Source organism: Bacillus sp. FSL M8-0266 (assembly GCF_038613425.1).
In the GTDB taxonomy this organism is placed as follows: domain Bacteria; phylum Bacillota; class Bacilli; order Bacillales; family Bacillaceae; genus Bacillus; species Bacillus pumilus.
The window spans coordinates 1,614,080-1,634,970 of the sequence record NZ_CP152015.1 but is presented as its reverse complement, the minus strand read 5'-3'; the positions used below and the strand labels follow the sequence as shown (position 1 = coordinate 1,634,970).

Genomic DNA, 20,891 nt, shown 5'->3' with positions numbered 1-20,891 from the left:
AAAAACCTCCTTTAATTACTGGACAAGCTCTTTCGTTTCTTCTAGTTTGACAGATACAAGTTTTGAAACGCCTGACTCCTGCATCGTAACACCGTAGAGGACATCTGCTTCTTCCATTGTTCCTTTGCGGTGCGTAATGACTATGAATTGTGTTTCCTCGCTGTATTTTTTTAAATATTGTGCAAAGCGGAAAACATTGGCTTCATCAAGCGCCGCTTCTACCTCATCTAACACGCAGAATGGAACAGGTCTGACTTTTAAAATAGAGAATAGTAAAGCGATCGCTGTTAATGCTCTCTCTCCGCCTGAAAGCAAGCTTAAGTTTTGCAGCTTTTTCCCTGGCGGCTGCGCGACAATATCAACGCCAGAGTTTAGTAAATCGGTTGGATCTGTCAGCTTAAGATCTGCTTTCCCGCCGCCAAATAATGCTTGGAAAACTGATTCAAAATGCCCGCGAATTTGCGAGAATGTTTCAGAGAAGCGCTTTGTCATCTCTTGATCCATTTCTTCGATCACTTGAAATAATGTATTTTTCGCTTCTGTCAGATCGTTTCGCTGCTCTGTTAAGAAGAGATAGCGTTCATTTACTCGTTCATACTCATCAATGCTGCCTAAGTTCACTGTTCCTAGCTCTTCAATGGCTAATTTGATCAGCTTCACTCTTTTTCTTGCTTCATCTGGCGATAACGTTAGATGATACATCTCTTTTGCCCCTTCAAACGAAAGAGCATACTCTTCGTTCAAATAAGCGATGAGGTTGTCGAGCTCAACTTCCATACGGCCAAGCTTAATTTCTTCATCTTTTAAGCTTGTGGTGAGCTGCTTGTAAAGGCGTTTTTGTTCTTTCAGTTCACGTTCAGCAAATTCTAACGTTTCAGAAAGAGCAAGACGCTGTTTACGCCGCTCTGAAATGAGTGTAGTTGTTTTGTTTTTGTTTTCCAGTTTCTCTTTCGCCGCTTCTTCCAGCTGTTCTGCCCCGCTTGAGCTAGACGTCATTTCACTTGTTAAGAGTGACAGATCTTCTTTTGTTTCCGTCAGCGTTTGTTCAGCCTCTTCTAATTCGGCCATTAAGCTCGAAAGTTTTTCTTGTTCATTTGCTAAGGACTGCTCTTTTTTGGCAAGTGAGATTTTCAGTTCAGTTAATTCGGCAGAAATGGTTTCTTTCGTTGAGCTTTGGGTCTGCTTACGCTTTGTTAATGTATTGATCTCTTGATCTAGGGTGGTCAATTTCTCCCCTATAGAAACTTCAAGAGCTGCCTGCTTTTTGTCCTTATCCGTAAGTTCAGTAGAACGCAGCTGCAATTCGTCTTTTTCTTGATCATAGAGTTCAAGGTGAGCATTAATATTTTTTTCTGCTACTTGCAGTTCGTATAGCTTCCCTTTGAGCTCTTGCTGCTGTTCTCGAAGCGTTTCTCCCCGCTGACGCAGTTCGTTTAATTGGCTTTCGTTTGTTGCAATCAATTGTTTTGTTTCTTTTGTTTCCTTTTCAAGGATCGTTGTTTTTTCTTCCATTTCAACAAGCTGCTTTGTTAATGTTTCGATTTCTCGGTTTCTTGAAAGAAGGGAGTTGTTCTTTTTCTTTACACCGCCACCGGTCATTGAACCGCCGGGGTTCACAACATCTCCATCAAGGGTCACGATGCGATAGCGATGACCAAGCATTTTTGCCAGTTCATTGGCGCCTTTTAAGTCTTTAACGATCAGAACCGTTCCAAGCAAGTTCTGTATGACCTTTTGATACTTTTCGTCAAAGGAAACAAGGTGACTCGCTACACCGATAAATGCAGCGTGTTGCTCGGCTGTTTGGACGTCTCTATGCTGAATGGTTCTTTCTTTGATCACATTCATTGGCAGGAAGGTCGCACGTCCAAAGGAATGCTGCTTTAAGTATGCAATTGCTTGTCGCGCTGCGGCTTCGTTTTCTGTGACGACGTGCTGCGTTGCTGCACCTAACGCGATTTCAATCGCTGTCTCATGCTGCTGATCTGTTTGAATTAGCTCTGCAATGGCACCGTGAATACCACCTATCCGCTCTTTTGCCTTTAAGACCTCTTTTACTCCTTGGAAAAAGCCTGAGAAGTCTTCCTGCATGGATTCTAGCATCTCTTTTTTTGATTTTGCCTGCTGCACATATTGATAGGCTTGGTAAAGAGCCGTTTCTTTTTTATCGTATTGACGTTTCATTTGCTCAAGCTTTTGTTCCGCTTCTCTAAAACGCTTGACTTGAGCTAGAATGTCTTCTTCTAGGGCTGAAAGCTGCTGCTCAGCCTCTGTTTTTTTCTCTTTGACAGACACACGTTCTTCAATGTGTTTTTGGTTGTTTTGCGTGAGCCGATCCAGCTGCATAGCCGCTTGGCGCTGCTGTTCTTCTAACAATTTGCGTTCATTGCGGATAGAAGCCTGTTCATTGAGCAGATCAAAATAATCGCTTTTTAGCTGTTCAATTTGACCTTCTACATCTTCACTATGAAGCGACAGTTGATGCTGCTTTGTTTTCACTTCATCTTTTAGCTGCTGCACTTCTTTTTGAAGGCTGTCCCGCGTAATTTTTTGCTGCTGAATCTTTTCGGTTAGCTGCGCCTGCTTTTCAGTTAAGCGAATGAGCGTTTCTTCTAGCTGTCCTTGGTTTGCGGCTGCATTTTTCTTCCGTTCTTTTAGTACTTCTTTTTTACCTTCAAGCTTTTCTAACTCCTCACTTGTGAAAAGAAGAACTTCTTGCAGGTCATTAATTGATTCGTCAAGTGCTTGAATGCGGTCTCTTGATTCTTCAATTTTGGCTTCTTTTGCTTGAATATCTGTGGATTGCTTCATTTCATCTTGTTTGAAGCGCTCGACAGCTTCACCAAGTGTTGTCCATTTTTCATGAAGTGCTTCGATGTCATGGACAGTTAAGGCGATTTCGACATTTTCAAGCTCTTCTTTTTTTTGCAAATAGTCCTTTGCAATAGATGCCTGCATTCTTAATGGTTCTACTTGATCTTCTAGTTCATGCAGAATATCTTCTACTCGGTTTAAGTTGTCCTGCGTTTCAAACAGTTTATTCTCGGCTTTTTTCTTTCTTGTTTTATATTTCAAAACACCAGCCGCTTCTTCAAAGATGCTTCTTCTCTCTTCTGCCTTACTAGATAGAATTTCTTCTACCTTCCCTTGGCTGATGATCGAAAAAGCTTCCTTTCCAAGACCTGAATCCATGAAAAGATCAATAATATCTTTTAAGCGGACAGATTGATTGTTTATGAGAAATTCACTTTCTCCTGAACGATAGACTCTTCTTGTCACACTGACTTCGTGAAAATCGATCGGTAAAAAGTGATCTTCGTTATCTAATGTTAAAGTCACTTCTGCTAGATTGACTCTTTTTCTTGAGTCGCTTCCTGCAAAAATGATGTCTTCCATTTTTCCTCCGCGGAGGCTTTTCGCTGATTGTTCTCCAAGTACCCAGCGGATAGCATCGGTAATATTACTTTTGCCGCTTCCGTTTGGTCCAACAACAGCGGTGACCCCTTTGACAAAGTCCACGGTCACTCGCTGTGCAAAAGATTTGAATCCTATCACGTCTAAACGTTTGAGGAACATGAGAGTGATCCTCCTTATGTATTTAAAGTACTATTATCTTACCATATGAAGTGAAAAAAGATGATGGAAAACAGAGTGAAATCCCCCTGAATGACGAGGGGGATTTTATTGGTTCATATGATGTTTCTGCAATTTAGCAAGTGCTTCCTGTGCAGCATGCTGTTCTGCTTCTTTTTTACTGCGGCCATTTCCAATTCCAAGCACTTCTCCGCGAAGGGAGACATTTGCTTCAAATTCCCGGTTGTGTGCTGGTCCTTTTTCATGCAGGATATGGTATTCGAGTACACCTTTTCCATCGCGCTGAACGAATTCTTGCAGCTGGCTTTTAAAGTCCATGACATGCGAGAACGCTCCATCATTAATTTTTGGATAAACATAGGCTTCTAGGAATCGCTCCACTGGCTCAAGCCCTTGATCTAAATAAAGTGCTCCGATAAACGCCTCGAATACGTCCGCTAAAAGTGCTGGGCGTTTTCTCCCGCCTGTCATTTCTTCGCCTTTTCCTAAAAGAACAAGTTCTCCGAAGGACAGCTCATGTGCCAGAGACACAAGTGACGGTTCACATACGATCGCTGCTCTTAGTTTTGTTAAATCTCCCTCGCTCATCGCAGGATATTTCGCAAATAAAAATTGAGAGATGGTCAATTCTAAAACAGCATCTCCTAGAAATTCAAGTCTTTCATTATCCTCGTATGGCTTTTTCCGGTGTTCATTCACATAAGAGGAATGCGTAAACGCTTGATATAGAAGTTTTTCATTTTGAAAGTGTACAGAAATGCGCTGCTGGAATTCTCTAAATTGCTCTAGTTTTTTGCTCTGTTTCTGTTTGTCTTTATAGTGTTTTGGCATAGCAACCTCCAGGTAGGCTTAATCGCCTTTAAGGATACTGATTATATGGAGTCTCTCTTTCTACATGCAAGGAAACATTGCTCCTTAGCATCTGAAAAAGGCTGACTATTGATCAGCTGAATATGTTGAAACTAACATAAATTTTGAAAGTCCCGTCATGAAAACAGACGGGACTTTGTTACGCTTATTGCTGGCTATTTATGTAGTTCACAGCGTCACCGACTGTTGCAATTTTTTCAGCATCTTCGTCAGAAATTTCCATATCGAACTCATCTTCAAGTTCCATAACTAGCTCAACTACATCAAGGGAATCAGCGCCTAAATCTTCTTTAAATGAAGCTTCCATTTTCACGTCAGCCTCATCAACGCCAAGGCGGTCTACAATAATTTTTGATACACGCTCTAATACGTCTGCCATTGCCTTTCACCTCCCCTCAAAGTATTATAGTTGATTCGTTTTTAAAAAACTAGAGAAAACCTAATGAAATTTTGATATTTCTTAGGACATGACCATTCCGCCATCTACTTGGATGGTTTGGCCTGTAATATAACCTGCTCCTTCTGAAGCTAAAAAGACAACAACGTTGCTAATATCTTCAGGTGCACCAAAGCGTGCAAGCGGGATTTGTTTGAGCATTTCAGTCTGTACATTTTCATCAAGCTTGTCTGTCATATCTGTTGAAATAAAGCCTGGTGCTACTGCATTGACTGTAATATGACGGGTTGCTAGCTCTTTTGCTGTTGTTTTCGTTAATCCGATGACACCAGCTTTTGCTGCAACATAGTTTGCTTGTCCAGGATTTCCACATACGCCAACTACCGAAGCCAAGTTGATGATTCTTCCGCTGCGCTGTTTCATCATTTGACGTGTCACGGCTTTTGTACAGTTAAAGACACCTTTTAAGTTTATGTTAATGACGTCATCCCATTCATTTTCTTTCATTCTCATGAGCAGGTTATCCTTTGTGATCCCTGCATTATTGACAAGGATGTCAATTGAACCAAATGTGTCAATCGCTTGTTTCATGAGTGCTTGTACTTCTTCAGCATTTGAAACATCAGCTTTAACGGCAAATGCCTGCTGGCCAAGTGCTTTAATTTCGTCTACGACTTCATTTGCTTTTGCTTCGTTTCCAGAATAGTTGACGACAACATTCGCACCATTCTTTGCCAAATCGATCGCGATGGAACGGCCAATCCCGCGTGATGCACCTGTTACAACGGCTGTTTTATTTGTAAGCATCAAGAATCCCCCTTCAATGTTTGAATGGCTGCTTCAATTGTTTCCTGATCTGAAACTGAAATGGTTGTCAGGCGGCGATTGACCTTTTTCACAAGACCTGAAAGCACTTTGCCCGGGCCAATTTCAATAAACGTTGTCACGCCCAAATCAATCAGACGTTCCACGCTTTCTTCAAATCGAACAGGAGAATACAATTGTTCAATGAGCTTTGTCTCAATAGCATCACGAGATGTAACGATGTCTGCTGTCACATTTGAGATCACTGGAGTTTTGGCATCTGTAATGTTTAGCTTTGACAGAACACCTGTGAATTTTTCAGCGGCTGGTTTCATTAAGGCAGAATGGAAAGGTCCACTCACTTCAAGGGCAATCGCACGTTTTGCGCCTTTTTCTTTCGCTTTCTCTGAAGCGAGTTCGACCCCTTTTGCTGTACCAGAGATCACGATTTGACCAGGACAGTTTAAGTTAGCGAGTTCTACAAGATGACCGCTCTCTGTCACTTCTTTTGTCACTTCTAAAAGCGCAGCTTGATCTAAGCCAAGGATCGCTGCCATAGCGCCTTCTCCTGCTGGAACAGCCTCATTCATTAATTCGCCGCGCTTTCTTACGGCATACACAGCATCTTGAAACGAAAGTGCGCCTGCTGCAACGAGGGCCGTATATTCACCAAGGCTATGTCCTGCTGCGTAATCTGCTTTGATTCCGCTCTCTTCAAATTTCTTTAAGATGGCGATACTTGTCGTTAAAAGAGCTGGCTGCGCGTTATAAGTGAGCGTCAGTTCTTCTGCATCTCCTTCAAAAATCATTGAAGATAAGTCAAAACCGAGGGTCTTGTCTGCTTCTTCAAATACAGCTTTAGATACTGCTTCTTGGTCAAATAAATCTTTTCCCATGCCAATTTTTTGAGAGCCTTGGCCAGGGAATAAAAATGCAATTTTAGTCATGCTGCTATACCTCCATTAAGACTCGTTCGTGGTTTCTTTTTGGACTTCTTGATGAATGATGGCTGAAACATCTTTTTCTACAATATCACGTGCCTGACGAATGGCATGAAAAATGGCGTTTTCATCAGAGGAACCGTGCGCTTTAATGACAGGTGCCTTTAAACCAAATAAAGCGGCACCACCATATTCGGAGTAATCCATTTTAGATTTCATCTGCATCAATTTCGGCTTCATCATGCCAGCCGCTATTTTTGCTGTAAAGCTGGATGTTAATGTTTCTTTCAGCATTTTAAATACAGAAAGAGCTGTGCCTTCAATCGTTTTCAGGGCGATATTTCCTGTGAAACCATCTGTGACAACGACATCAGCTACACCTTCTAGTAAATCACGAGACTCCACATTTCCTACGAAATTCAAATTTGATGCTTTTAACAATTCAAAGGTTTTTTTCGTGAGGTCGTTGCCTTTTTTATCTTCTGTTCCTACATTTAACAATCCTACACGCGGATTGCTCTTTGGAAAAACACGCTCTGCGTAGATTGAACCCATCATGGCATATTGCATTAGGTGTTCTGGTTTGGCATCAACGTTTGCGCCGACATCTAGTAATAAAAACCCACTGCCATCAAGTGTTGGCAGTGTTGGAGCAAGTGCCGGTCTATCGATGCCATCAATTCTTCCTACGATAAACAGTCCTGCTGTCATGAGTGCGCCAGTGTTTCCTGCTGAAATACAAGCATCTGCTCGTCCTTCGGATACTTCTTGCGCCATTTTCACCATAGATGAATCCTTTTTACGCCTGACTGCACGCACTGGTTCATCTGTCGGTTCAATGACTTCTTTTGCATCTAAAATCGTGATGCGCTCGTTATTTGTTATGTATGGTTTGATTTTATTTTCATCGCCGACAAGTGTAATCTCGATATCTGAAAATGCCGTTAAGCTTTTTTGCACACCGTCAATAATGGCTTTAGGGGCATGGTCTCCCCCCATTGCATCGACTGCAATTCTCATATTACGTGCCACCTTTTACTTTTGTTTTGAGCGATACATGACGAAGTCACCTGAGAAGACAACTTCCTCACCGACATAGCTGTTTACTTCAACTACAGTTCTGCCTTTTTCTTTATCATGCGAGGCTACTTTGGCTTTTGAGACAACTCGTTCGCCTTGTTTAACCTGCCTTGTAAATTTAATATTCGCTTTTGCTGTTAAAGCCAGTTCATCGTCAATGACCGCTACTGCAAGCGAATTTGCCTGGGCGAAGAGATGATGTCCCCTGGCAATCTGGTTTCGGCTAAATACATGCTCTTTTCTCACTTCTAAAATGGAAATGGCTTGGTCATCAAGCTCTACATCAATCATTTCTCCAATCACTTCATCCAGCGGAAGTGACTTCACTTCATCCTCTAATGTCTTTTCGGCCACATGCTTAATTCTTTCGCGTAATTCAGGAATTGACAGTTCCAAACGATCAAGACGAACCGTTTGAATGCTTACACCGAATTTACTTGCCAATTCTTCATCAGTAATGAACGGAGTCGAGCTGATCGTTTGCTGGAGAAGCTTTTGACGTTCTTTTTTATTTAGTTTCATATGCAGACACCATCCGTACATTTATGACTAGGTACTAATAGTAGTATATAATCTCATAGATGATAAATCAATCCTTGTTTCAAAAAGACAAGAAAATTCCTCCAGCGCTTGATCAGCTTAATTTATCTCCGCCCAGCACCCCGCTGTCTACAAGTGTTTGCCGAAGTTCTTTGTATTCGGGATCTGTCCAAAATGCATCTGATTGCACAAGTTCTGCCGCATCTTTTCTAGCGGTTTCCAGTGCTCTGTAGTCATGAACCATATCTGCTACTTTAAATTCAGGCATTCCGCTTTGTTTTTTACCGAAGAAATCACCGGGTCCTCTTAGCTCTAAGTCTTTTTCAGACAGCTCAAAGCCGTCGGTTGTTTCGGACATAATCCTCATCCGCTCTTTCCCGGTTTCCGATTTTGGATCCGCCATTAAAACACAAAATGATTGATGCTCTCCGCGTCCAACCCGGCCTCTGAGCTGATGAAGCTGAGACAGTCCGAAGCGGTCTGCATCGTAAATGACCATGATGGTGGCATTCGGCACGTTGACGCCCACTTCAACGACTGTGGTTGAAACGAGAATTTGTACTTCATTTGCTGTAAAGTCTCTCATCACCTGATCTTTTTCATCGCTTGCTAGTTTCCCGTGCATTAAGCCGATCGACCACTTACCGCGGTATGCCTCTGTCAGCATGCTGTGGACATCAATCGCATTTTGCACATCTAGCTTGTCTGATTCTTCTATGAGTGGACAAATAATATATGCCTGTCTTCCTTTTTTTAGCTCTTTATCCACAAATGCAAGAATCCTCTCAAGCATGTCATGCTTGACCCAATACGTTTCGATCTGTTTTCTGCCGGCTGGTAATTCATCAATGACGGAAACGTCCATTTCTCCAAAAACAGTGATCGCAAGTGTGCGCGGAATAGGTGTGGCAGTCATGAATAAGACATCTGGGTCCTGCCCTTTACTTCTTAGTTTTTTCCTTTGTTCGACGCCAAACCGGTGCTGCTCATCTGTGATAACAAGACCGAGCTGCTGAAATTCGACTTCATCTTGGATGAGCGCATGCGTTCCGACTAATATATCAATCTCGCCCTCTTTTAGACGTTCCAGCAATTCTCTGCGGCGCTTTCCTTTTACAGAGCTTGTTAGTAGAGCGATATTTAGTCCCCATTTTTCAAACAGCTGATAAAGGGAATCTGCATGCTGCTCTGCCAAAATCTCTGTTGGGACCATCAATGCACCTTGATAGCCGGATAAATGAGCGGCATATAGTGCAATAGCTGCAACAGCTGTTTTCCCTGAACCTACATCCCCTTGAAGCAGACGGTTCATCCGGTACGGGGACGCCATATCAGACATAATTTCATCAAGCACTCTTGATTGTGCCTTCGTCAGCGGAAATGGCAGGCTGTGAACAAACTCAAAAACAGCGTCTTTAGAAAACGGATGCTGGATGCCCGATGTTTTTTCTCGCTCTTTCTTTCTGATGGCCTGCATCTTCAGCTGGAAAATAAGAAATTCCTCGTACACAAAGCGTCGTCTTGCTTGCTTGAGCGAGTCTCTTGTTTCTGGCAGGTGAATGGTTTTTAATGCTTCCTGATAGGACATGAGTTTATAGGTAGAGACAAGCTGCTTTGGCAGTGGATCTTCAGCTTTATCTACATAAAGTGTCAAGGCTTGTTTTACAAAACGCCTCATCATCTTCACGGTCACATTTTCTTTTACTGAATAAACAGGCTCTATACTGCCATCTTGCTCGTGCGTCCCTTTTTTAAATTCCTGCACCATGATGGATTGACGGTTTTTATCCCATTTCCCAGTGACGGATACCGTATCACCTAACACAAGGCTTCGTTTTAAATAAGGGCGATTGAAGCAAATCGCTGTGATGAGAAAACGCCCGACAAGCAGCCTGAATGTCAGCCTGCTTCGTTTTTTTCCATAATAGGTGAGGACGGGCTCACTGTGCACTTTTCCTTCAACTGTGACACGTTCGTCATGCTTTACTTCTTCTAAATTACGAAGCTCATAGTCGTCATATCGATAAGGAAAGTAGCCAAGTAAATCGGCTACTGTGTGAATTCCAAGTTCATTGAGTGTTTTTTCGGTTTCTTCTCCAATCCCCTTGAGGACAGAGACGTTATCTTGCAGTTTCTGTATCACGAGATGAGGTCACACCTCCGAAAATCTTCTTTTCAAGCTCTCTTGCTGTCGGTGTTGCAGCAAGTCCGCCTTGTGCTGTTTCGCGAAGTGCCGTTGGCATGGTTTGACCGATTTTATACATCGCATCAATGACTTCATCACATGGGATACGGCTTGTGATGCCGGCAAGTGCCATATCTGCTGCGATCATCGCATTTGATGCACCCATGGCGTTTCGTTTTACGCACGGTACCTCGACAAGTCCAGCTACTGGGTCACAAACAAGTCCAAGCATATTTTTCAGTGTAATCGCCATTGCTTCAGCCGATTGCTGAGGTGTACCGCCTGCCATTTCGACAATGGCTGCTGCCGCCATCCCCGAGGCTGAACCTACCTCAGCCTGACAGCCGCCTGCTGCACCAGAGATGCTCGCATTATTGGCCACAACAAAACCAAATGCGCCAGAAGTGAATAGGAATCTGACCATTTGTTCCTTTGTTGGCTTTAATGTTTGTTTTACTGCAAATAATGTACCTGGCACAACACCTGCTGAGCCTGCTGTAGGCGTTGCACAGATCGTCCCCATTGCGGCATTGACTTCATTTGTTGCCACTGCCTTACTAACAGCATCTAATATCGTATGACCAGACAGTGTTTTGCCTGATGCGATATACGCTTGAAGTTTGACCGCATCTCCGCCTGTTAAACCGGATAATGATTTCACACCTTTCAGCCCGTTTTCTACGGCCTGCTCCATCACTTCTAGGTTGCGGTACATCTGGGAAAAAATATCTTCACGCGACTTCCCTGTCACTTCCATTTCTTGCGTAATCATGATTTCTGAAATGGAGGTATTGCGTTCTTCTGTTAGCTGCACGAGTTCTTTGACGTTTTTAAACATCATTTATAACCTCCTTGTTGTTACTCTGCAATTTGTGTGACTTGAATAATGTTTGGCAGCGTTTCAAGCTCTGATAAGGCAGCTGGGTCAATATTTTGATCCACTTCGATGGTCATCAGAGCCTCTTGCCCGACATCTTTACGCGCCACTTCCATATGACCGATGTTGATGGCAAATTTCGCTAACACGTTGGCAACTGCCGCAATCGTGCCGTAGCGATCGTTATGAACCACAAGAATGGCAGGATGATTTCCTGAAAGTCTGAGCTCAAAGCCATTCAGTTCAGTAATTTCAATTTTACCACCGCCGATGGAAATCCCGATTAATTCAAGGCTTCCGTTCGCATCTGATATCTCTACTTTTGCTGTATTCGGATGCGCTGGTACCGCATCTTCTTCTTTAAATTCAATGTCGATCCCTTTGCTTTTTGCAATATCGATCGCTGTTTTGATGCGTTCATCAAATGTATCAAAGTCAAGAACGCCGCCGATCATGGCGACATCTGTACCATGTCCTTTATACGTATCTTTAAAAGAGCCATAAAATGAAACGACTATTCGCTTCGGTTCTCTTCCAAATAAGCTGCGAGCCACTCTTCCTATTCGAGCCGCACCCGCTGTGTGCGAACTTGATGGACCAATCATGACGGGTCCAATAATATCAAACACACTTCTAAATTTCATAGGTCTTCCCCTCTCATAACCACTCACATATTGGTTTGGTTCTTTCTTTAGACTAATGGATTCAATCGTTTCCCGCAACTCATTTCACCGTTGAATCGTTAGTAAAAAATTGCAAAAGAAGAAGAAGGGCTTTATTTGCCCTTCTTTCGTTATTCCACAGCCAAAATATATGAATAAAGCGGCTGCTTTCCATCGTGGACTTCAACTTCTATATCTTCAAATGTTTCTTCAATAAAGGCTTCTAACTGATCCATCTCTTCAGATGATGCATCTTCTCCTTTAATGATCGTAACAATCTCATCATCTTCTGTCACCATGTTGGTCAAAAGTTCTTTTGCTGCATCTAATTGATTTTTCGCAGTTAAGGTGATTTTTCCGTTAAAGAGACCCATATAATCTCCTTTGGCAATGTCGATTCCATCAATTTGGGTATCTCTCACCGCAAAGGTAATTTGGCCGCTTTTCACGTGGTCAATCGCTTCTAGCATCGCCGCTTCGTTGTCTTCATTTGAAGCTGCTTCATTGAGAGAAAGAAGTGCCGACATTCCTTGAGGAACGGTCTTCGTTGGAATGACAACAACCTCACGACTTGAGACAGTTGCCGCCTGTTTCGCTGCCATGACAATATTAGAATTATTAGGTAAGATAAAGACGGTTTCGGCATGTACGCTTTCAATTGCTGTGACAATGTCTTCTGTGCTCGGGTTCATTGTCTGTCCGCCTTCAATGACGACGGAAGCTCCGATACTTTTAAACAAGTCAGCAATTCCTTCTCCCATTGCGACACTGACGACTCCAAAGCGCTGTTTTTCAGCAGCAGGTGCCTTTGGTGCAGCGGGCGCATGTTCTTTTTCTTCGTTCACAATCGAGCTATGCTGCTCTCTCATGTTTTCAATTTTCATATTGATCAGGCTGCCGTAGCGCTGTGCATAGGATAAGACATCTCCAGGCTGCTCTGCATGAATATGAACTTTCGCCAGCGTTTCATCAGATACCACAAGTAGTGAATCTCCGAATTCGCTTAAGTCTTCTCTGAAGGCATTCTCATCAAAGGACTGTTTGTCTTCTTCAAATTTCACCATAAATTCAGTACAATAACCAAATTCAATATCTTCAGTGTTCATATGGCTTTGTGCACTTTTATGATGCTCTGCACTGACAAGTTCTTTTAACGTTGGCAAAGAGGCCGCTTTCAGATGGAGATCCTCTCCTCTTAATGAAGCAAGGAAACCTTCATATACGCAGAGAAGTCCCTTACCTCCACTATCGACAACGCCTACTTCTTTTAAAACAGGAAGTAGATCTGGCGTTCGATCAAGTGATGCTCTCGCTTCCTCAATCGTTAACTCAAGAACGCGGTCAATGTCATTTTCGGTTGCTGAAACAGCAACCGCTTTCTTTGCTGCATCCTTTGCGACCGTTAAGATGGTCCCTTCAATCGGTTTCATCACGGCTTTATAGGCTGTATCAACACCGGCCTGCAAGGCAAGGGCAAATTCTTTGGCGTCAATCGTCTCTTTTTGTTCTATATTTTTACTGAAACCTCTAAAGAGCTGTGATAGGATTACGCCTGAGTTTCCTCTTGCGCCCATCAATAGCCCTTTTGACAAGGCCACGCCGACCTTCCCAATATGATCGGTATTTGTTTCTTCAACTGCTTTTGCCCCTGAAGTCATTGACAAATTCATATTTGTCCCCGTGTCTCCGTCTGGCACTGGAAAAACATTTAACGCATCCACAATTTGTGCGTTTTGAGAAAGATGGTGAGCACCTGCAAGAATCATTTTTGCAAATGAGCGGCCATCAAGATTTCTAATAGACAATATATTTCCTCCTTACTACGGGTTCGTAACTCTTACTCCTTGTACATAAATGTTGACCGAATCAACAGAAAGTCCAACTGTGTGAGAAATCGTATATTTGACTTTCGTTTGAACATTATGTGCGACTTCTGATATTTTTGTACCGTAGCTGACGATGATGTACATATCAATATGAATGCGGTCTTCTTTTTGACGCACAAGAACACCCCGGCTGAAGTTCTCTTTACGGAGAATATCCGTCAAGCCGTCCTTGATTTGATTTTTGGACGCCATCCCAACAATACCATAGCAATCGATCGCAGCGCCTCCTGCCACCATTGCAATGACTTCATTTGATATATCAATTTGTCCGTATTTCGTTCTAAGTTCAATGGACACATTGGTTCCCCCTTTTTGAGAAATTGCCCTGAGTTATCACTATTTTACTATAAGACCCTTCTTTTTAAAAGAAATCATTCAATCCGACCCAATCCTACTTATACTATAGCCTTGATTTTTTATCAAGATGTCAAGGTATTTTTCTTGAAAGAGGAGTAAACAATCCTTGCAAACCCCTTGAAGCTGTGGTAAATTATTAAAGTATCTTGAGGCATCTCTAAGTACGTATATGAAGAATATGATGATGTTTTCGCAGTTAGGAGGGAAACAAATGGCACGTAAATGCGTTATCACAGGCAGAAAAACAAAAGCTGGGAACAATCGTTCTCACGCAATGAACTCTACAAAACGTACATGGGGCGCGAACCTTCAAAAAGTTCGTATTCTAGTGGACGGTAAGCCTAAAAGAGTATATGTATCAGCTCGAGCTTTGAAATCTGGTAAAGTTGAGCGTGTATAAGCAAGAGTAAACGCCTGCTACAATGAATTGTAGCAGGCGTTTTTATGTGGAAATAAAGGAGATTACTCATTAATCTTTCTTAAATGAACCAAGCATCGCACGGACAATGCCGCCAAGAAATCTAGGCAGTTTGATTGTATAAAATTTCATTTTGTCCCCCTCCTAAAAGTACCGCTTGCAGCACAATTGAGCTTAATCAGCCATCCACATTGATAGGTTGGTCAATCTTTGCTTCTTACCATTATTAATATGCCTTCATGAAAAGAAAAAGTACCATTTGAGTGGATGAGTTCGTTACTAATACATAGTGTGGAACCAGGCTCAATATGACAATTTTTCAGAGGATATTTGAAACCTTTTAATGTCAGCTTTTCAACCGGTGCTCCAAAGGGTAGAAACGACACATATTGTTTATCCTGATCTTCTTTTATTTCGTATGTACCAGGTTCAAACATTTGAATGATATTTTGTTTGTCTACAAGGGTGATATTCTGCTTGTGCTGAATCCCTTTGTAAAGAAGATGGATATTTCCTAGAAAATGATCCGCCCTTCCTCCTGTAATACCATAGATGTAAATATGTGCTGGGTGCTGACTCAGTGCCCAGTTCAGTGCAAGCTCTAAATCGGTTTCATCCTTTTCAGCTTGAAATACATTCAGGGCAGGCAATTTCTCTTTCAGCTCCTGAAGCTCTTCTTCTGTCACACTGTCAAAATCACCAAAAGCTTTGGCTGGGATGATGCCTTGCTCTAGTAAGAAGAGGGTTCCACGGTCTACGCCAATCCAGAGAATATCCTCCTGTGATGCTTCACGTTCAAGTGGCGGGATGTATTCAAAAGGACCGCCAGCTACGATATGTATGTGCATGATATACGCTCCTCTCCATGTAAAAAGAACCAAAGATCACAATGACTTTGGTTCCTTCCTTTATGCTTCTCGAATTGCCTGGATCGCTGCTGCGCGGTTGTCTTTACCGTATACCGCAGAGCCCGCTACTAGTAAATTAGCGCCTGCTTCTTTGCAGCTCTTTGCAGTCTCTACATTGACACCGCCGTCTATTTCTATCAGTAAATCGGTTAAGCCCTTTTGTTCACTCAGTGCTTTTACTTCTTTTACCTTCGTGAGGACAGATGGAATAAATGCCTGTCCCCCGAAACCAGGGTTGACTGTCATAAATAACACAAGGTCCACATCTTCTAATACATGCTCAATGTGAGAAACAGGTGTGTGCGGATTCAAGACGACCCCTGCTTTTACACCTTGTTCTTTTATATGTTGTATTGTTCGGTGTAAGTGCGGACAAGCTTCCACATGAACAGAGATAATATCAGCGCCTGCTTTTGCGAATGCAGGAATATACCGATCTGGCTGCTCAATCATTAAGTGAACATCTAGCGGAAGACGCGTATGCGGTCTAATCGCTTCGACGACATTTGGCCCAAATGTCATATTCGGAACAAAATGACCGTCCATGACATCGATATGAATGTAATCTGCACCGCCTTGTTCCACATCACGGATATCTTTCTCCAAATTGGCAAAATCTGCTGATAAAATGGAAGGGGCAATATAAACCATGATTTAGTACCTCGGCTTTCTGTCTTTGATTTCAGTTAAAAACTCTAAATAATGCTGATAGCGATACTCTTTGATTTGATCATGCTCGACCGCATCTTTTATCGCACAGCCAGGCTCTTTCACGTGCAGGCAGCCTCGAAATTTACAATCTGCACTTCGGTCTCTAATCTCTAAAAAGTATAGACCTAGATCTTCTGCTTCGATGCCAGTAAATTCGAGCGAGCTAAAGCCCGGAGTATCTGCAATGAGCCCGTCTGCTGTTCGAATGAGTTCGACATGTCTTGTCGTATGCTTTCCTCGTCCGAGATGGGATGAGATATCATCTGTTTTCAGCGCCAATTCAGGACTCATCGCATTTAAAAGGGAGGATTTGCCTACACCAGACTGACCGGCAAATACCGTGATTTTATTGTGGAAATGCGGGGTCAGCTTCTCAATGCCATCTCCTTCAATCGTAGAGGTTAAATGAACATCATAGCCCATTTGCCGATAGTCGTCTGCATATGCCTCGATCGTTTCACGCTCTTCGTCTGTTTTCAATAAGTCCATTTTTGTGATGCAGATAATCGGCTCAATATGATTGGCTTCAACAAGTACTAAAAATCTGTCTAAGAGTGATGTGCTAAAGGTTGGTTCTGCTGCTGAGAAAACAAGTACCGCTTGATCGACGTTACTAATAGGCGGACGAACAAGTTCGTTTGTCCGTTCTTTTACTTCTAATAAGTAGCCTTCTTTATCATTGTCTGCTTGATACACGACGTAATCGCCAACAAGAGGTGTAATTTTGTTTTTTCGAAAGATGCCTCTCGCTCTGCACTGAACCACTTTTCCACTCTCTTGCGACTCATCCAGCACATAGTAGAATCCGCTTAATGCTTTTATAATTTTGCCCTCAGGCATAAAGTCCCTCCTTTATTCATCATCAGGGTATTCGATCGTTTTCGAGCTGACGACTTTATCATCCACCGTCACTTGATAATATCCTTTTTGACCTGGTTCAATCTTAAATTTAATGGTCCGTTCAGTCGGCGCAGTGATTTTAAAGCTTTCGTATGAATCAGAGATGCTATGCTCCGCATCATCAATGGAAATTTGGACATTCATCTCCTGCCCTTCCGCTTCTGGTTCATAAGGGATCGCAATCTTTTCAGTCACCGTTTTGGCTGGTTTTTCCTTCGGTCCAAGAGAGAATGTAATCTTGACCGTGTCACCTGGTTTAACAGCCGTCCCTGCTCCCGGTTCCTGCTTCATGACCTCGCCTTTTGGCACATCGTCAGAATGCGCTTCTTTTTCATCGAGCTTTAAACCGTTATCCTCTAAATAATTCGATGCCGCTTGCTTACTATACGTCGTTAAATCACGTAATGTAATATCGGCAGGACCTATGCTGACAGTCAACGTGACCTCTTCATCTGCTGCTACAAGCTCAGTATTCGCTGAAGGACTCTGTTCCATGACAATCCCAGACTCGGTGTCATTATCATTCACTTCCTCCACAACGACCTGTTTAAACCCTTTTTTCTCTAATATTTCTTTTGCTTTATCGACCTTTTCCCCTGTAACATCAGGTAATTCGGTCTTTTCCTTGCCAGTACTTTCGTAAAGCTGAATCTCTGTTCCTTCTTTGACCTTTGTGCCGATTTTCGGGTCTGTTTTGACGACGAGACCTTTTTCAATTTTCTCATCAGCGATCTCTATTGACTCCGAAGCGACGGTAAACCCAGCTTTCTTCAAGGTATCTTCTGCTTTTTCAACCGTCATGCCAGATACGTCTGTGACTTCCACATCTTTTGGAAAAAACAGCCCTGGAAACACAGTGATGGCTAAAATTGTCGCAGCAGTCAATATAAATAAGATGGATGCCACAATCCATGGCCATTTTTTTCGTTTCTTTTTCGGCTTTTGTTTCTTTTTTTTCTTCGGTTTTTGAGCCGAGTGGACGGCTGTTTTTTCATTGTCTTGATCAATTTGATGATCTTGAATGATTGGGATTGCTTTCGTTGCTTCATGGTCTTCTTCAATAACAAAGCGTTTTTCTTTTAGTCTGGCTGGATCGAAAGCGGTTTTTAAGTCTTTTTGCATTTCAGATGCATCTTCATATCGATAAAATGGATCTTTGGCCATCGCCTTTAAAATGATGTTTTCCACGCTTTGTGGAACAGAAGGATTCCATCTTCTCACAGATGGTGGCTCTGATTGCAAATGCTTCAGTGCAACACTGACAGCCGATTCACCTTCAAATGGCATGCGTCCTGAGATGAGTTCATAGAGCACAATCCCAAGCGAATAGATGTCTGACTTTTTCGTTGCAAGTCCCCCGCGTGCTTGTTCTGGAGACAAGTAGTGCACGGAGCCTAGGACAGAATTTGTATGGGTAATGGTCGCTGAGCTGAGTGCCATGGCAATCCCAAAATCAGTGACTTTGATGTTCCCCATATTGTCTATTAATATATTGTGAGGCTTAATGTCACGGTGAACAAGCTGTTTCGCATGGGCTTCTTCCATCGCCGCAACGACTTGCTCCATGATGCGAACGGCTTCTTTCGGATGAAGCGGGCCATTAGCATGTATGTATTCCTTCAGCGTCATTCCCTCGACATATTCCATGACAATATAATAAATGTCATCTTCTTCCCCGACATCGTAGATGCTGACAATATTCGAATGATCTAAGCTTGCAGCTGACTGCGCTTCCCTCCGGAAACGTCTAATAAAATCATCATCGCTCGCAAAGTCAAACCGCAAAATTTTAATCGCTACTTCGCGATCTAAAATCATATCCTCCGCCAAATAGACGTTTGCCATTCCGCCTCCGCCTATGACGCGAAGAATCTGATAACGGCCGCTGATCCTTTTTCCGATCAACACTTGCTGTCACCCTCCTCTGGCTGGGAGGAGATTTCTAACAATACTGCTGTAATGTTATCTTCACCGCCGTTGTCATTCGCTGTTTGTATTAACTCTGTTACTTTTTCCTCTGGTGCGGTCGTTTGCGTTAATATATGAGTCAAATTCTCTTCTTCTACTTTATTCGATAGACCATCTGAGCAAAGCAGGATTTGATCTCCTGGGTCCACTTCAAAAGTGCGTGCATCAATTTGAACACGTTTATCTGTTCCTAATGCTTTCGTGAGCACATTTTTTCTTGGATGATATTCTGCATCCGCTTTTGAAATTTCACCCGTTTTCACAAGCTCGTTCACGAGTGAATGATCATCTGTTAATTGGGTCAGCGCTCCTTCTCTTAGCAGGTAACAGCGGCTGTCTCCAATATGCGCAATTGTGACCGTTTGCAAATGAACGAGCGCGCATACAATGGTCGTCCCCATTCCTTGGCACTCCTCATTGTTTTGCGCATGTTCATAAACTTGGTCATTAATGTCACTGATTTTTGAGATTAACCAGCTTTCTTGATCGGCTGGCTTTTCTGGAATTGAAGATGTTTCTTCCCAGTATTCTTTTAAAGAAGAGACTGCCATCTTGCTGGCGACATCACCAGCAAGATGACCTCCCATGCCGTCTGCTACAACAGCGAGAAGTGAATCTTCTTTTGCTTCAAAAACACCTGCATCATCTTCATTATGCTGACGGACTTTTCCTGTATCGGTAAGAAAGGCTGCCCTTATCAACATTCGTCACCTCGTCTCTTCCTGACGCTCCTTCGCTCTTAGCTGACCGCAAGCAGCATCAATGTCATGGCCTTGCTCTCGTCTAATCGTTACGTTTACGCCTCGTTCTTTCAGCGTTTTTTCAAATAGGAAGATTTGTTCTCTAGGTGTTCTCACATAATCTCTCTCTGGTACATAGTTCACCGGAATGAGGTTCACGTGGCACTTAATTCCTTTTAATAGGTCTGCAAGTTCTTCTGCATGGTGAACTTGATCATTTACTCCGCCAAACAGGCCGTATTCAAAGCTGACACGTCTACCCGTCTTTTGAATGTAGTATTCGATGGCTTCCATTAATTTTGGCAGCTTATATGCCTTATTGATCGGCATTAGGCGGCTTCTGATCTCTGTGTTCGGTGCGTGCAATGACACAGCAAAATTGATTTGCATTTGCTCATCAGCAAATTGATAGATCTTTGGAATGATTCCGCTTGTCGAAACCGTAATATGGCGCGCACCAATATTTAAGCCATGATCATGGTTGATGATTTTAAGGAAAGCAAGCATCTCTTCAAAGTTATCAAACGGTTCGCCAATTCCCATGATGACAACAGAGCTGACTCTCTCGTCTGTTTCGTCAAGTGCCTGCTGTACTTTCAATACTTGTGCAACGATTTCTCCGGCTTCAAGGTTTCGTTTTAAACCGCCAAGTGTAGATGCACAGAATGTACAGCCGATTCTACAGCCAACCTGTGTTGTCACGCAGACAGAGTTTCCATATTCATGACGCATAAGCACTGTTTCAATTGTATAACCATCATGCAGTTCAAATAAAAACTTGATCGTTCCGTCCTGAGACGTTTGTTTGATCACGGTTTTTAATGTTGTGATTGTAAATTGATCTTTTAATTTTTCTCTTAAATCTTTGGAGAGGTTAGACATTTCATCAAAGGATGTCACACGTTTCTCATAAAGCCACTCAAAAATTTGCGCTGCGCGGAAAGGCTTTTCGTCTTGTTCTTTTAACCATTCTTTCATTTCGTGAAGCTCAAATGAATAGATCGATGGCATATCTGTTTTCAGTTCTTTTCTTACTTTTTGTTCTGTCATTTT

At 42.6% G+C, this 20,891-nt stretch carries 20 protein-coding genes; 1 reads left to right on the top strand and 19 read right to left on the bottom strand.

Annotation, left to right across the window (positions count from 1 at the left end):
• Positions 1-15: 15 nt before the first annotated feature.
• From smc to MKY83_RS08150, 12 genes are all read right to left on the bottom strand, one after another.
• Positions 16-3,576 carry a chromosome segregation protein SMC gene (gene smc / locus MKY83_RS08205; protein WP_342488493.1) on the bottom strand — a complete coding sequence of 1,187 codons (3,561 nt, stop codon included), beginning with the start codon at positions 3,574-3,576 and terminating at the stop codon, positions 16-18.
• 105 nt (positions 3,577-3,681) lie between these two features.
• Positions 3,682-4,425 (bottom strand): ribonuclease III, encoded by a 744-nt coding sequence (rnc, locus tag MKY83_RS08200; RefSeq protein ID WP_044141936.1) that lies wholly within the window; start codon positions 4,423-4,425, stop codon positions 3,682-3,684.
• 184 nt (positions 4,426-4,609) lie between these two features.
• Positions 4,610-4,843 (bottom strand): acyl carrier protein, encoded by a 234-nt coding sequence (gene acpP / locus MKY83_RS08195; protein ID WP_003212028.1) that lies wholly within the window; start codon positions 4,841-4,843, stop codon positions 4,610-4,612.
• An 81-nt stretch (positions 4,844-4,924) separates the two neighbouring features.
• Positions 4,925-5,668: a 3-oxoacyl-[acyl-carrier-protein] reductase gene (fabG, locus tag MKY83_RS08190; protein WP_058014008.1), complete on the bottom strand. Its 744-nt coding sequence runs from the start codon at positions 5,666-5,668 to the stop codon at positions 4,925-4,927.
• The gene (fabD, locus tag MKY83_RS08185) at positions 5,668-6,612 is read right to left on the bottom strand and encodes an ACP S-malonyltransferase (RefSeq protein WP_268508237.1); all 945 of its coding nucleotides are present in this window, start codon (positions 6,610-6,612) and stop codon (positions 5,668-5,670) included. The genes fabG and fabD overlap by 1 nt, the downstream gene beginning before the upstream one ends.
• A gap of 15 nt (positions 6,613-6,627) precedes the next feature.
• On the bottom strand, positions 6,628-7,626 hold the full coding sequence (plsX, locus tag MKY83_RS08180; protein WP_217012538.1) for a phosphate acyltransferase PlsX: 999 nt from the start codon (positions 7,624-7,626) through the stop codon (positions 6,628-6,630).
• A gap of 15 nt (positions 7,627-7,641) precedes the next feature.
• Complete coding sequence (fapR, locus tag MKY83_RS08175; protein WP_003210820.1) at positions 7,642-8,208, bottom strand: transcription factor FapR; 567 nt, start codon at positions 8,206-8,208, stop codon at positions 7,642-7,644.
• Between the two features lie 112 nt (positions 8,209-8,320).
• Positions 8,321-10,369 (bottom strand): ATP-dependent DNA helicase RecG, encoded by a 2,049-nt coding sequence (recG, locus tag MKY83_RS08170; RefSeq protein ID WP_065097263.1) that lies wholly within the window; start codon positions 10,367-10,369, stop codon positions 8,321-8,323.
• Entirely contained in the window at positions 10,347-11,249 is a 903-nt protein-coding gene (gene sdaAA, locus MKY83_RS08165) for an L-serine ammonia-lyase, iron-sulfur-dependent, subunit alpha (protein WP_012009925.1), read from the bottom strand. The genes recG and sdaAA overlap by 23 nt, the downstream gene beginning before the upstream one ends.
• Before the next feature lie 20 nt (positions 11,250-11,269).
• Positions 11,270-11,932 (bottom strand): L-serine ammonia-lyase, iron-sulfur-dependent subunit beta, encoded by a 663-nt coding sequence (sdaAB, locus tag MKY83_RS08160; RefSeq protein ID WP_003212160.1) that lies wholly within the window; start codon positions 11,930-11,932, stop codon positions 11,270-11,272.
• Between the two features lie 149 nt (positions 11,933-12,081).
• On the bottom strand, positions 12,082-13,755 hold the full coding sequence (locus MKY83_RS08155) for a DAK2 domain-containing protein (RefSeq protein WP_065097262.1): 1,674 nt from the start codon (positions 13,753-13,755) through the stop codon (positions 12,082-12,084).
• 15 nt (positions 13,756-13,770) lie between these two features.
• Complete coding sequence (locus MKY83_RS08150) at positions 13,771-14,133, bottom strand: Asp23/Gls24 family envelope stress response protein (protein ID WP_003211680.1); 363 nt, start codon at positions 14,131-14,133, stop codon at positions 13,771-13,773.
• A 271-nt stretch (positions 14,134-14,404) separates the two neighbouring features.
• On the opposite strand from MKY83_RS08150, the gene rpmB reads away from it, so the two are divergent.
• On the top strand, positions 14,405-14,593 hold the full coding sequence (rpmB, locus tag MKY83_RS08145) for a 50S ribosomal protein L28 (protein ID WP_003212514.1): 189 nt from the start codon (positions 14,405-14,407) through the stop codon (positions 14,591-14,593).
• Between the two features lie 69 nt (positions 14,594-14,662).
• On the opposite strand, the gene spoVM is transcribed toward rpmB, so the two are convergent.
• The 7 genes from spoVM to rlmN form a co-directional block, all read right to left on the bottom strand.
• Positions 14,663-14,743 carry a stage V sporulation protein SpoVM gene (gene spoVM, locus MKY83_RS08140; protein WP_008354550.1) on the bottom strand — a complete coding sequence of 27 codons (81 nt, stop codon included), beginning with the start codon at positions 14,741-14,743 and terminating at the stop codon, positions 14,663-14,665.
• Positions 14,744-14,814: 71 nt separating this feature from the next.
• On the bottom strand, positions 14,815-15,459 hold the full coding sequence (locus MKY83_RS08135) for a thiamine diphosphokinase (RefSeq protein WP_065097261.1): 645 nt from the start codon (positions 15,457-15,459) through the stop codon (positions 14,815-14,817).
• 60 nt (positions 15,460-15,519) lie between these two features.
• Positions 15,520-16,170, bottom strand: coding sequence for a ribulose-phosphate 3-epimerase (gene rpe / locus MKY83_RS08130; protein ID WP_065097260.1), 651 nt, complete (start codon positions 16,168-16,170; stop codon positions 15,520-15,522).
• A 3-nt stretch (positions 16,171-16,173) separates the two neighbouring features.
• On the bottom strand, positions 16,174-17,070 hold the full coding sequence (gene rsgA, locus MKY83_RS08125) for a ribosome small subunit-dependent GTPase A (RefSeq protein WP_340961135.1): 897 nt from the start codon (positions 17,068-17,070) through the stop codon (positions 16,174-16,176).
• 12 nt (positions 17,071-17,082) lie between these two features.
• On the bottom strand, positions 17,083-19,038 hold the full coding sequence (gene pknB / locus MKY83_RS08120) for a Stk1 family PASTA domain-containing Ser/Thr kinase (RefSeq protein WP_342488490.1): 1,956 nt from the start codon (positions 19,036-19,038) through the stop codon (positions 17,083-17,085).
• On the bottom strand, positions 19,032-19,802 hold the full coding sequence (locus MKY83_RS08115; RefSeq protein ID WP_185107226.1) for a Stp1/IreP family PP2C-type Ser/Thr phosphatase: 771 nt from the start codon (positions 19,800-19,802) through the stop codon (positions 19,032-19,034). The genes pknB and MKY83_RS08115 overlap by 7 nt, the downstream gene beginning before the upstream one ends.
• 3 nt (positions 19,803-19,805) lie before the next feature.
• A complete protein-coding gene (rlmN, locus tag MKY83_RS08110) occupies positions 19,806-20,888 on the bottom strand; it encodes a 23S rRNA (adenine(2503)-C(2))-methyltransferase RlmN (protein ID WP_003212089.1) in 1,083 nt (360 codons plus the stop codon).
• Between the last annotated feature and the right edge of the window lie 3 nt (positions 20,889-20,891).